8 protein-coding genes and 1 tRNA gene are annotated in these 13,537 nt (G+C 37.9%); 6 read left to right on the forward strand and 3 right to left on the reverse strand.

All coding sequences use genetic code 11. The annotated features are described in order from the left end of the window. From Q0940_RS16820 to mutY, 3 genes are all read right to left on the reverse strand, one after another. Positions 1-73, reverse strand: a tRNA-Phe gene (locus Q0940_RS16820). Between the two features lie 381 nt (positions 74-454). Then, positions 455-724: an oxidative damage protection protein gene (locus Q0940_RS16825; RefSeq protein WP_299271077.1), complete on the reverse strand. Its 270-nt coding sequence runs from the start codon at positions 722-724 to the stop codon at positions 455-457. A 49-nt stretch (positions 725-773) separates the two neighbouring features. Beyond that, entirely contained in the window at positions 774-1,898 is a 1,125-nt protein-coding gene (gene mutY, locus Q0940_RS16830) for an A/G-specific adenine glycosylase (protein ID WP_299271079.1), read from the reverse strand. A gap of 225 nt (positions 1,899-2,123) precedes the next feature. Here mutY and trmB point away from each other — a divergent pair, with 225 nt between their 5' ends. The 6 genes from trmB to Q0940_RS16860 all read left to right on the forward strand — a co-directional run bounded on the left by trmB (position 2,124) and on the right by Q0940_RS16860 (position 13,305). After that, complete coding sequence (gene trmB / locus Q0940_RS16835) at positions 2,124-2,849, forward strand: tRNA (guanosine(46)-N7)-methyltransferase TrmB (protein ID WP_299271080.1); 726 nt, start codon at positions 2,124-2,126, stop codon at positions 2,847-2,849. A 115-nt stretch (positions 2,850-2,964) separates the two neighbouring features. After that, positions 2,965-4,017, forward strand: coding sequence for a methyltransferase (locus Q0940_RS16840; protein ID WP_299271081.1), 1,053 nt, complete (start codon positions 2,965-2,967; stop codon positions 4,015-4,017). A gap of 203 nt (positions 4,018-4,220) precedes the next feature. Then, positions 4,221-5,855 (forward strand): ATP-binding protein, encoded by a 1,635-nt coding sequence (locus tag Q0940_RS16845; RefSeq protein ID WP_299271083.1) that lies wholly within the window; start codon positions 4,221-4,223, stop codon positions 5,853-5,855. 273 nt (positions 5,856-6,128) lie between these two features. Beyond that, positions 6,129-7,049: a GTP cyclohydrolase FolE2 gene (gene folE2 / locus Q0940_RS16850; protein WP_299271085.1), complete on the forward strand. Its 921-nt coding sequence runs from the start codon at positions 6,129-6,131 to the stop codon at positions 7,047-7,049. Between the two features lie 346 nt (positions 7,050-7,395). Further along, positions 7,396-11,883: a glutamate synthase large subunit gene (gene gltB / locus Q0940_RS16855; RefSeq protein ID WP_299271086.1), complete on the forward strand. Its 4,488-nt coding sequence runs from the start codon at positions 7,396-7,398 to the stop codon at positions 11,881-11,883. A gap of 15 nt (positions 11,884-11,898) precedes the next feature. Further along, positions 11,899-13,305 (forward strand): FAD-dependent oxidoreductase, encoded by a 1,407-nt coding sequence (locus Q0940_RS16860; RefSeq protein ID WP_299271088.1) that lies wholly within the window; start codon positions 11,899-11,901, stop codon positions 13,303-13,305. The last annotated feature ends 232 nt before the right edge of the window (positions 13,306-13,537 follow it).

Raw genomic sequence — 13,537 nt, forward strand, 5'->3', positions numbered from 1 at the left:
TGCCTCGACCCGGAATCGAACCAGGGACACGAGGATTTTCAATCCTCTGCTCTACCGACTGAGCTATCGAGGCACATGACATTCATACTTGGTAAATATAAATGCTTTAGTGCAGTTAGTTATTATAAGTTTTACAAAAAATAAACACCTATAAATGGTTAACTAAACCACTCAACAAAGCTTGCCTTGCTGAGGGCGTGTATTAAACGGATTTTGCCTTTTCAAGTCAACCTATTTTTAATATATTTTTACTAAACGGATAGTTTTTACACTATTTGGCTTGTTTTGCTTAAAAATAATAGTTAACTGCCCGATATTCTCGCTAAAATGGTTAAGTTAAATTTTGAATTCCATTTTGTAATCTGCTTTAAAAGCAGATAACAGAAAGCCAACACAAGTGCTGGCTTTCATTTAAAAACTAAATATCACTTTAAAATAGTGATTTTAAAAAAACTTAGGCTTTTGGTACGTAACCTTCAACGGTTACTTCTTTACCTTCAAACAAGAAACCAATCATAGCGTCTTCTAACAATTGACGATCTTCTGCTTTTAACATCGACAATTTATGTTCGTTAATTAACATAACTTGTTTTTTTTGCCATTCCGCCCAAGCTTGTTTTGAAATACCGTTGTAAATACGAGTACCTATATCACCCGGATATAATTGATAATCTAATCCTTCAGCGTCTTGTTTTAAATGTTCGCAAAAAACCGTTCTAGCCATGACTTAATAACTTCTGTTAATTTTAATTGCCAATATTGTAATCAAATTTTTAATAAGCACCAGCTTTCAATACGTTTAATAACTTTTCTGTTACCGCAGACTTACCAATTTTAGATGTTTCTTGTTCAATTTCTACATCTTCATTGGCTAATGAATACCAAATATCGTTACTGTCATTGATCACATTAGGCTTTGTCGCTACTGATACAACTACAGGCTGAATATCTAAATGATAATGACTAAACGTATGACGGAATAATAAGTCTTCATTAAAATCTAACTCATCTACCGACATAGCTAATGACTGCTGTTGAAAATATTGTTCTAGCTGAGATAACTCTTCAAATTCAGGGTAGGAATATAAACCGCCCCAAATACCCGTTTGTGGTCTTTGGTACATATAAACTTGTTTACCCGTTTTATTGACGTTATCGGGTGCAACTAACAACAGCATGTAAACAAACTTAATTGGTTTGTCTTTTTTAGGTTTGGAATAAGGAAAGTCGGTGGTTCGTTCTAACGCTAGCGCCTGACATTTACTGCTAACTGGACATTGCTCACACTTAGGTTTTGAGCGAGTACAAACTATTGCCCCCAAATCCATCATCACTTGATTAAAGTTATCGATACGTTTAACTGGTGAAAACTGCTCTGCAATTTGCCAAAGTTGGTTTTCTACCGTTTTAACACCCGGCCAACCCTCTACCGCCATAAAGCGAGTTAACACGCGTTTTACATTACCGTCTAATATCGGATGATGTTGTCCTAAAGAAAGTGACAACACAGCTCCAGCGGTTGAACGGCCAATTCCCGGTAACGCGATGACTTGTTCAAATTCGGTAGGAAATTGTCCTTTGTATTCAGTTGCAATTATTTGTGCCGCTTTGTGTAAGTTTCTTGCTCTGGCGTAATAACCTAACCCCGTCCACAAATGCAAAACGTCATCTTGTTTAGCATTGGCTAAATCGGTCACAGTTGGAAACAAACTCATAAAACGCTCAAAATATGGAATTACCGTGGTTACTTGCGTTTGCTGCAACATAATCTCAGAAACCCAGACTTTATAAGGCGTAACATCCTGCTGCCATGGTAAGTGTTTTCTACCGTTATTGTCGTACCAAGTTAACACTGAGTCTGAAAACCAAGTTGGAAGTTGTTTATTTACTGCTGACATTTAAACCAATTACACGCTGTGAACCATAGTATTTTGCGATGATATCAGACTCCCAACACAAATCCTTTCTTGAGTTTGAGGAAATAAGTGCAATCATCCACAGCCTCGGCTTTATTTGTCTTTACTTTAACTTCTCTGCATTAGATAAATAAAGCGCTTGAGCCAAACTGCAGTGTGTAAGATAATGCCGCGGTTAATAGACTGAATTATTTAGGTGACCGTAAAATGACTGAACAAAAACACACATCCGTTGAAGAAGCCAAAGCAGATGGTAAATACATTCGTACCATAAAAAGCTTTGTAAAACGTGAAGGTCGCCTAACAAAAGGTCAACAAGCTTCTCTTGATGCACACTGGCCAACTATGGGTTTAGAGCATAAAAACGGTCTTATTAATCCAGCTGAACTTTTTAATAACGACGGCAAACTTATCTTAGAAATTGGTTTTGGTATGGGCGCATCGTTAGTTGAGATGGCTAAGAATGCACCTGAGAGTAACTTTATTGGTATTGAAGTACATACGCCTGGCGTTGGTGCTTGTTTGTCATCAGCCAGTGAAGCTGAGATCAATAACATAAAATTATATGAACACGACGCAATTGAAATATTGAGTGATTGCATACCTAACGAAAGCTTGGACACAGTTCAATTATTTTTCCCAGACCCTTGGCATAAAACCCGCCATCATAAACGTCGCATCGTACAGCCTGCTTTTGTTGAATCGTTACGCACTAAATTAAAAATGGGCGGCGTATTCCACATGGCAACTGACTGGGAAAATTACGCTGAACATATGATTGAAGTAATGAATGCTGCTGAGTCTTTTGAAAATGTCGCCACCAATGGTGACTTTGTTGAACGTCCAGAACACAGACCATTAACCAAATTTGAACAACGTGGCCACCGTTTAGGTCATGGAGTTTGGGATATTATGTTTAAACGCATTAAATAGTTTGATAATGATAATAGGGGTCAGAGTAAAATTAAATAATGATTAAACTCATTTAATTTTACTCTGACCCCTTTTGTTCTTTCCGCTAATCAAGTCAAAAAAATAAAGAGTAAATATGTTATTTGCAGAAAACCAAGTTGTAGAACGTAATATTGATCACTTACCTGCGGGCAATGTGTTGTTATTAGATTTATTAAATGACGATGCTATTGCAGAATTTAGTGAGCAACGTTCCGACATTAATTGGTTTGGTTTCACTCCGTATGTTGACACCCAACAACTTAATAAAAAAAATAATGTTGTTTTTGGTGCTTGGTTGGAAGAAGAGCAAGTTAACAATACAAAATTTGATGCTGTGGTTATTTACTTCCCAAAAACCAAATTACGTTTTGATTATTATTTGTCGATGGTGTCAAAGCATTTAAATAAAGACGCCACCATATACATTGTTGGTGAGAAAAAAGGTGGAGTGAAAAGTTGTGATAAAGCATTAGAAAGCTATTGCGATGTCACCGCGAAATTAGATGGCGCACGTCATTGTATGTTGTTCACCGCCACCTTTAACAATCATGTTTGCACTAAGACAATGGAAGATTGGTTTAGCACTTCAGAAGTAACTGTAGAAATAGAGAAACAAGCGGTTACCGTGCAACTTGTTGCGTTACCAGGCGTATTTAGCGCAAACAGCTTAGACAATGGTACTCAACTATTACTAAATACCATCACAGATGTAAAAGGTCATGGTTTAGACTTTGGCTGTGGCTGTGGTGTAATAAGTGTTGCGCTAGCCAAACGTTACGACTGTTCTATGACCGCCATTGATGTTGACGCATTAGCGGTAGAAAGTAGTAACAAAACGTTTGCAGTAAATAATGTTGATGCCAAAGCAAAACCATCTAACGGATTATCTGCAGTTCTCAGCTCTGGTGAATTCTTTAAGTTTATTGTAACTAATCCACCATTCCATACCGGCACAAAAACTGACTACACTATTACCGAGCAACTTATTAAACACGCACCTAAAATGTTGAAACGTAAATATCAATTCTGGATGGTAGCTAATGCATTTTTACCTTACCCAGAACTATTTAAACAACACTTTAAATACGTTGAAGTTAAAAATAAGAATAAGCGTTTTAATATTTATTACACAGGTCGTTCTTCTTAGGCTAAGCTTTAAACTCTTCAGTTAAAGAACACCTAATAAACTAGAAGCTATTACCTTTAAATTTACGCAGTAAAAGTTACTGCGTAAATTTAAAGATGTTTAGGGGAATTTATTGCATAACCACTAAACACAGGTTAAGTTAATTACTTAACTAGGGTTATAGGTGTTACCTAAAATCCAATTGTTGCTTAGGAAGAGTATGCGTGACAAAGTTTAAATCGAATCTATCTTTAAAAACATTAATAACCACAGCACTTGTTTCTATAAGTTTAGTGTCGTTATTGTTTTCAATAATATCTACTACGATATATAGCAACGAAAAAAATAAAGAAGACGCCACTCGATTTATTAAAACTATCGCCAATATTGTCTCGTTTAATTCACAGATATCTTTATCTTCTAATCAACGAAATGACCTTAATGATTTTTTATCTACATTACAAAAAATACAAGAGATCAGTAATATCCATGTGTATCGAGTTAATGACGAGACTAAAGAATTAGAATACTTTGTTAGTTTTAACCAACAAGGTGTTCCACCTATAGCTCCCCAATTTGAAAAAATAAAACAATTATCTAATGCAATATTCACAGATAATATTGTGGAATATGGTTTACCGGTATTAGCGCCAGCAACGTCAAAACACATAGGTTTTGTTTATTTAAGAATGCAACTTCCTAGCTACAACGCCAACTTTTTGAGCTTAGCTAATTATAATATTGCCGCCGGTGTTTTAATTTCGTTAATTGCATTTTTTACATCGTTAATGTTAAGCCGACGTATACTTTCCCCAATAAATACCTTTATCAAAAATATTAAAAACTTAACCTATGACAAAGACTTTAATACACAAGTTAGCAGCCCACAATTAACTGAAATGGTGCCGTTAGCTAACTCAGTGAATGCAATGTTAGCCCGAATTTATAAGCAAATACACAAATACGCAGAAGCTGAAAAAGAGATCACAGAGTTAAATCAAAACCTAGAAGAAAAGGTAGTGATGCGCACACAAGCGTTAAGAAATTCAAACCAAGAGCTACTAGACGCATTAGAACAAGTTCACCAGTATCAATCTCAAGTGATTCAGTCTGAAAAAATGGCGTCATTAGGACAAATGGTAGCCGGTGTTGCGCACGAAGTTAACACCCCTATTGGTTTGGGTGTTACGGCATCAACTATGATGTCTGACAGAATTGACGATGTAAAAGCGGAACTTAAAGCTGAAACATTGAGCGCCAAAAAACTTATTAAGTTTTTAGATGAAAGCAAAGAGAACACTCAGATTATTTATCGTAATTTAAGTCGAGCGGCAGATCTTATAAGCTCTTTTAAACAAGTAGCTGTAGACCAAACAGCCGATACGATTAGAAAAGTTAAATTCAAAGAACTTTTATATGAAATTATTATGTCTTTGAATCCAACGTTAAAACAATCAAAACATGAAGTTGTTGTTAACTGCGATGCCGATTTAGCAGCAGATACTAAACCTGGGCCAATTAATCAGATAATCATTAATTTAATCATGAACGCGATTATCCATGGGTTTGAATCTATGGAAGCAGGCGTCATTGAAATATCAGTATCAATGAAACGTAATCGATGCAAAATTGAAGTATCAGATAATGGCAAAGGCATTGAAGAAAAAATTAAACAAAAGATTTTTGACCCTTTTGTTACAACAAAACGTGGTGAAGGTGGTTCCGGTCTTGGCATGCACTTAGTATATAATTTAGTGACCCAAGCACTTCGTGGCAGTATAGAAGTGGAAAGTGAATTAGGTAATGGCGCCCACTTTATTATTGAATTCCCTGTTAATAATGTTTATACAAAAAATTAACCTTTCTGGAAGATCCCCAAAGGTGAGCTGAGAGTTCATCCCCCCTTATACAACGAGTGTAAATATTTCTGTCCTTTTATACCTGAGTAAATTAATCAGGTATTTATCCTGAATCTCTTAATTTACTTGCGAATATATGTTATAAACGCGCCCTATCATTTAAAAATCAAATCTCGACTAAATGATAACAACATCAAATACGAATTTTTTTCAGCCCTCTCTTTGACACACGAGGGCATTTAATGCTGACTTAATTGTCAAATTGGAGAATCCATGACAACCAAAATGCCTGATATCGCAAACCAAGCTCAAGCCCAAACTGAGGGCGTTTTAGACTGGGTAGGTATGAGTAATATAGAAATGCCAATTATGGTAGAGATGCAAGGTGAAACTCGTCAGGTGTCTGCTTTAGTTGAAGCATTTGTTAATTTAAAAGATCCAAAAGCGAAAGGCATTCATATGTCTCGCTTATATTTAATGTTGGATGAATTATCGGTAGAAGGTAGCTTAAATAAAGCGACATTAACTGACCTATTAACTAACTTTATTCAAAGCCACGGAGACTTAAGTGACAGTGCCCACCTTAAGTTTGAATTTGATCACCACATGCGTAGAAAGTCTCTTATCAGTGGTAAACGCGGTTGGAAAGCATATCCGGTAGTAATAACAGGTAACTTAAGCCATGGTGTTTTAGATATAGAGCTTGCAGTTAAAGTTCCATACTCTTCCACTTGTCCTTGTTCTGCAGCTCTAGCACGTCAGTTAATTCAAAATGCATTTAGCGATAAATTTACAGGTGATGTAAATGCAGAAGAAATTCATCAGTGGTTAGGCACGACCGAAGGTATTATTGCAACTCCACATAGCCAACGTTCTATTGCAGAAGTTAAGGTTAAATTGGCCGATGAGCTCACTGAGTTCCCACTTGTTGATTTAGTAGATGCAATTGAAAATGTATTACAAACTCCGGTCCAAGCAGCGGTTAAACGCGAAGATGAGCAAGAGTTTGCTCGACTAAACGGCCAAAACTTAATGTTCTGTGAAGATGCAGGGCGAAGAATTAAGCATGCACTAAATGCAATCTCAGGATATAAAGATTTCTGGTTACGAGTAAATCACTATGAATCGTTACATGCTCACGACGCGGTTAGCGTTGCAAGTAAAGGAATAACAAACGGTTACGCTTCAAAATAAAAGAAGTAAAACAATACATTTATATTCAAACACCCTCCGGGGTGTTTTTTTATATTTAAAGCCATTTGATTTGTAATTTAATTACAAAAATATCACCAAATATTAACAAAATCTTGTTCTTATATCTTTTTTTGAAATTTAATTTCTATTTACTCTAGAGTAATTAACCTATTTTATGTTGACCTAGTTTAAAAATCTAGCTATGTTGTTCGGCCGAACACATTTTAAAAAAACCCCAAATATGAATTTAAATTCATATTAACTGCATCTATATTTCATATATACTAATAAAAAAGACGATAAAAAACGTCTAAAATAGTTGCATGGTTTAGAGGAGGACGCCAGCATGGATAATACTGGTTCAAAACAATTACAATTAATGCACGATAAAAATGACGTCCGCGAAAACTGCGGATTTGGCCTAATAGCGCACCTTGAGGGTGAAGCTAGTCATAAGATAGTGCGTACCGCTATTACCAGCTTAGATCGCATGCAACACCGAGGCGGTATATCTGCTGATGGTAAAACTGGCGATGGTTGTGGTTTACTAATTCAAAAGCCTGAAGCGTTTTTCCGAGCGGTAGCTGAGGAAAGCGGCTGGCATTTAGGTAAGAAATTTGGTGTTGGTGTCATATTCTTAAGCCAAGATCCGATTAAAGCGGCTAGAGCCAGAAAGATCATCGAAAAAGAAATTGAGCAAGAAACCTTAGAAATCGTTGGTTGGCGTGTAGTCCCAACTAATCCTGATATTTTAGGTGAAATAGCTGCAGCATCATTACCACAAATTGAGCAAGTATTTGTTAATGCTCAATCTGGCTGGCGTAAAAAAGACTTCGAACGTCGCTTATACATGGCTAGACGTAGAATAGAAAAACAACTTGAAGACGACGAAGATTTCTATATACCAAGTTTAAGTTGTTTGGTAACTATCTATAAAGGCTTAGTTATGCCTAAAGATTTACCAAGATTTTATTTAGATTTAGCTGACATTAGATTGGAAACCGCCATCTGCGTATTCCATCAGCGTTTCTCTACTAATACAACACCACAATGGCGTTTAGCTCAACCGTTCAGATTCTTAGCTCACAACGGTGAAATTAATACGATTAAAGGTAACAGACAGTGGGCACAAGCTCGTGAATATAAATTCCGCTCGCCTCTAATTCCTGATTTACAAGATGCAGCGCCATTTGTTAGCAAAACTGGCAGTGACTCAGGCTCGTTAGATAATATGCTTGAGCTATTTTTAGCCGGTGGTTTAGATTTATTCCGCTCTATGCGTTTATTAGTTCCGCCTGCGTATCAAAATCATCCAGCGATGGATGCTGAGTTAAAATCGTTCTACGAATTTAACTCTATGCACATGGAACCATGGGATGGCCCAGCAGGTATCGTAATGACAAATGGTCGTCACGTAGCTTGTAACTTAGACCGTAATGGTCTGCGCCCTGCTCGTTACACTATTACTAAAGACAAGATACTGACTTTAGCCTCTGAGTCTGGAATTTGGGATTACACACCTGATGAAGTTATTGAGCAAGGTCGTGTTGGTCCAGGTCAAATGCTTGCTGTCGACACTTATGTTGGCAAAGTTTGGCACTCAAACGAAATAGATAACGATCTTAAAGGTCGTCATCCGTATAAAGAATGGTTAGAGAAAAATATCTGCCGTTTAAAACCATTTGAAGAATGTGAAGGTGAGCAAATAGGCCAGCGCCTATTTGACGACCAAACTCAAGCGGTTTATCACAAGCTATTTAATTACTCGTTTGAAGAAATTGAACAAGTAATGAAAGTACTTGCCAAAGACGGACAAGAAGCAACTGGCTCTATGGGTGATGATGCACCTATGGCAGTTATGTCTAGCCAAAAACGTAATTTTTATGATTACTTCCGTCAATTGTTTGCACAAGTAACCAATCCACCAATCGATCCATTACGTGAAAATCACGTTATGTCATTGGCGACATGTATTGGTCGTGAACAAAACGTATTCAACGAGACCTCTGGTTACGCACACCGTGTGTTATTGGAATCGCCAGTATTAATGTATACCGACTTAGACCAATTAAAAGAGTTTGATGAAGAACATTACTACACTGAAACTGTCTCTATTCTTTACAACCCAGAAGAGAAAAGCTTAAAAGAAGCCATCGAATCTGTGTGTCAGACAGCCGTAGAAGCGGCAAGAGACCGTAACGCTGCAATAATCATACTATCTGACCGCTCAATAGAAAAAGGCTTAGTGCCTATTCCTGCGGCAATGGCAGTTGGTGCGGTGCAAAATACGTTGGTGTTAACACATTTACGTTGTGACGCGAATATTGTTGTTGAAACTGCATCAGTAAGAGACTCACATCACTTTGCTGTTTTATTAGGTTTAGGTGCAACTGCTATCTACCCATACATGGCGTATGAAACCGTAGAGCAGTTTGTCGAAAATGGCAGCATAGATATTCCAGTTAAAGAAGCTGTAATTAATTACCGTAAAGGAATTAAGAAAGGCTTATTTAAGATCATGTCTAAAATGGGCATATCGACTATTGCTAGCTACCGTTGTTCAAACTTATTTGAAGCAGTTGGTTTAGACTCAGATATTATGGCGCTTTGCTTCCCTAACATCACATCACGTGTTGAAGGCGCAAGTTTCGAAGATATCCATAAAGAGTTATGCCTTAACGGAAAAGACGCTTGGTTAAAACGTAAGAGTATTGCCCACGGTGGTTTATTAAAATACGTTCATGGCGGTGAATATCACGCTTACAATCCTGACGTAGTTCAGTCGTTACAAACGGCTGTTAAATCTGGCGACTATAGCGATTATCAAAAATTCTCAAGCTTAGTTAATGACCGTAGTCCGGCTCATTTCAGAGACTTGATGAAACTAAAAAAACAAACGCCTATTTCAATCGACGAAGTTGATGATGCAAGTCATTTATTTCGTCGCTTTGACTCTGCCGCTATGTCTATAGGTGCACTAAGTCCAGAAGCACACGAAGCACTTGCGCAAGCAATGAATAAGCTTGGTGGTAGTTCTAACTCAGGTGAAGGTGGTGAAGACCCTCGTCGCTTTGGCACAGACAAAAATTCTAAAATTAAACAGATTGCATCTGGTCGATTTGGTGTAACTCCACATTATTTACGTAATGCTGAAGTACTACAAATTAAAGTAGCTCAAGGTGCAAAACCAGGTGAAGGTGGTCAATTACCGGGGGATAAAGTTTCTGCAGAAATCGCAAAACTTCGTTATTCAGTCCAAGGTGTAACATTAATATCGCCTCCACCTCATCACGATATTTATTCAATAGAAGATTTAGCGCAGCTTATTTTTGACTTAAAACAAGTTAATCCCAAAGCACTTGTGTCAGTAAAATTAGTATCTGAACCGGGTGTTGGAACGATTGCTACCGGTGTTGCTAAAGCAAATGCCGACTTAATCACCATCTCTGGTTTTGACGGCGGTACGGCAGCGAGTCCTTTATCGTCGGTTAAGTACGCAGGTAGTCCGTGGGAATTAGGTTTAGCTGAAACACATCAAGCATTAGTTGAAAATGGCTTACGCCACAAAGTTAGAGTGCAAGTTGATGGTGGTTTAAAAACAGGCTTAGATGTAGTTAAAGGCGCTATCTTAGGTGCAGAAAGCTTTGGCTTTGGCACCGGCCCTATGGTTGCATTAGGTTGTAAATTCCTGCGTATATGTCATTTAAATAACTGCGCCACAGGTGTCGCAACACAAGATCAAAATCTACGTAGAGATTACTTTGCGGGATTACCTGAAATGGTCGAAAATTACTTCATTGGCGTTGCTAGAGAAGTAAGAGAGATCATGGCATCTATTGGTATCACTAAACTTGAAGATCTTGTAGGTCGTACTGACTTACTAGAGATTATCGAAGGTAAAACTGAGAAACAGAACAAACTGCAACTTGCAGGAATTCTTGCATCAAGTGGCGTTAAATCTGAACATCCAAGCTATTGTGTTGCTAAAAATGAACCATTAGACAATGGTGATTTAAACCTTAAGATTGTTGCTGATACAAAAGGCGCTGTTGCTCGTAAATCTGGTGGAGATTTCTACTATGATATCCGCAATACAGACCGTTCAGTTGGCGCGACACTATCTGGCGAAGTAGCAGATGCTCACGGAAACCAAGGTATGGCGACCGACCCAATCACTATTCATTGTACTGGCGTTGCAGGACAAAGTTTTGGAGTTTGGAACGCAGGTGGTGTTTATCTTCACCTGACTGGTGATGCAAATGATTATGTCGGTAAAGGTATGACAGGCGGTAAAATAACGATTCACCCACCTAAAGGTGTTCGTTATATCAGTCATCGTTCAGCCATTATGGGTAATACATGTTTATACGGTGCAACAGGCGGTTGGTTACTAGCGGCAGGTTGTGCTGGTGAGCGCTTTGCGGTAAGAAATTCTGGGGCTGTTGCTGTTGTTGAAGGCGTTGGGGACAATGCTTGTGAATATATGACAGGCGGGCAAATTGTTGTACTTGGTGACATCGGTGTTAACTTCGGTGCAGGTATGACAGGTGGCTTTGCGTATATTCTTGATTATAACGACCACCTTAAAAACAGATTGAATCATGAGCTTATCGAAGCACTAGACATTAATATGTCCATTCATGCTGAAAATTTACGAGGATTGATTAACCAACACTTTGAAGAAACGCAAAGTGAACGTTCAGGGCAGATATTAGCTGAATTCGAACAATGGTTACCAAAATTCAAACTTATTAAACCTAAGACTTCAGATGTTAATGAACTGTTAGGCCACCGTCACCGCTCTTCTGCAGAGCTACGTGTTCAGGCAATGTAGAGCGAGGAAAAACTTATGAGTCAAAATGTATATCAATTTATCGACGTAAAGCGCATTGACCCGACTAAACATCCGGTTAAAGTTCGTAAAGAAGAATTTATTGAAATTTACCAGCCTATGCAAGAAGCACAGGCTAAAGGTCAAGCAGATCGTTGCCTTGACTGTGGTAATCCTTACTGTGAATGGAAATGTCCAGTTCATAACTATATCCCTCAATGGCTACAACTAGCTAATGAAGGAAAAATTATTGAAGCGGCAGAGTTGTCTCACAAGACCAACAGTTTACCTGAGGTTTGTGGACGTGTTTGCCCACAAGACCGTTTATGTGAAGGTGCGTGTACGTTAAACAACGATTTTGGTGCTGTTACCATTGGTAGTATTGAAAAATACATCAATGACAAAGCATTTGAAATGGGTTGGCGTCCAAGTATTGAAGGTGTTGAGTTAACAGATAAAAAAGTTGCCATTATAGGTGCAGGCCCTGCAGGTTTGGCTTGTGCTGATGTATTAGCCAGAAACGGCGTTAAAGCCGTTGTTTATGATAAATACGAAGAAATTGGCGGCTTATTAACTTTTGGTATTCCATCTTTTAAATTAGAAAAAGATGTGATGGTTCGTCGTCGAGAGATATTTGAAAGCTTAGGTATTGAGTTTGTTCTTAATACTGAAGTTGGTAAAGATGTCGATTTCCAAACTTTATTAGATGGTTATGACTCTGTTTTCTTAGGCGTTGGTACTTATAAATATATTCGCGGTGGATTACCTAACGAAGAAGCTGAGGGAGTTTATGACTCTCTACCTTTTCTTATTTCTAATACTCGTAAAGTAATGGGCACAACTGATTCTTGTATCGATTTTAAAGATAAAAAAGTTGTAGTTCTTGGTGGTGGCGACACTGCGATGGACTGTGTAAGAACGTCAATAAGACAAGATGCTGAAAAAGTAATTTGTGCATACCGTCGTGACGAAGCAAACATGCCAGGCTCTGCCCGTGAAGTACAAAACGCTAAAGAAGAAGGCGTTGAGTTTTTATGGAATGCACAACCTATTTCAATTGAATTAGACTCTGACGGTAAAGCTTGTGGTGTTAAATTTGTGAAAACACAACTTGGCCAACCAGATGAAAATGGTCGTCGTAGACCTGAAGCAATTGAAGGTTCTGAATATATTATTGAAGCTGATGCTGTTGTTCAAGCATTTGGATTCCAACCATTAAACTTAGAATGGTTAACACCTTATGGTGTTGATTTAACGGATTGGAATACAATCAAAGCCAATGAAGAGTCAGAATACCCATACCAAACAACTAACCCTAAAATATTTGCCGGTGGCGATATTGTTAGAGGTGCGGATTTAGTGGTAACGGCTATTGCTGAAGGCAGAAAAGCGGCAGAAGGTATATTGGATATGTTAGAGGTTTAGTTAAAATCTCTTAAACCTTTGCCTGTTACAAATCAGTAATAAAAAACGCATCTTAATGATGCGTTTTTTTATGTTTATAAATTAGAGTTGCGAGCAGCGAGGCTCGAGGTTCTCGTTTAAGCCTAGATAACAAACAACAAAAAAGCCGCTTACTTAAGCTGTCTCTTATACACAAATCCCTGCTAGTAATTAGCGGGGATTTTTTTTGAACTAATTGCCTTGTTTGTGATCA

This window comes from uncultured Psychrosphaera sp. (assembly GCF_947500655.1).
Lineage (GTDB): Bacteria > Pseudomonadota > Gammaproteobacteria > Enterobacterales > Alteromonadaceae > Psychrosphaera.

Bases quoted from the DNA above. Each gene is read 5' to 3' on its own strand.
- trmB (WP_299271080.1), top strand. From the start codon at position 2,124: ATGACTGAACAAAAACACACATCCGTTGAAGAAGCCAAAGCAGATGGT.
- gltB (WP_299271086.1), top strand. From the start codon at position 7,396: ATGGATAATACTGGTTCAAAACAATTACAATTAATGCACGATAAAAAT.
- Q0940_RS16825 (WP_299271077.1), bottom strand. From the start codon at position 724: ATGGCTAGAACGGTTTTTTGCGAACATTTAAAACAAGACGCTGAAGGA.
- Q0940_RS16840 (WP_299271081.1), top strand. From the start codon at position 2,965: ATGTTATTTGCAGAAAACCAAGTTGTAGAACGTAATATTGATCACTTA.
- folE2 (WP_299271085.1), top strand. From the start codon at position 6,129: ATGACAACCAAAATGCCTGATATCGCAAACCAAGCTCAAGCCCAAACT.
- Q0940_RS16860 (WP_299271088.1), top strand. From the start codon at position 11,899: ATGAGTCAAAATGTATATCAATTTATCGACGTAAAGCGCATTGACCCG.
- mutY (WP_299271079.1), bottom strand. From the start codon at position 1,898: ATGTCAGCAGTAAATAAACAACTTCCAACTTGGTTTTCAGACTCAGTG.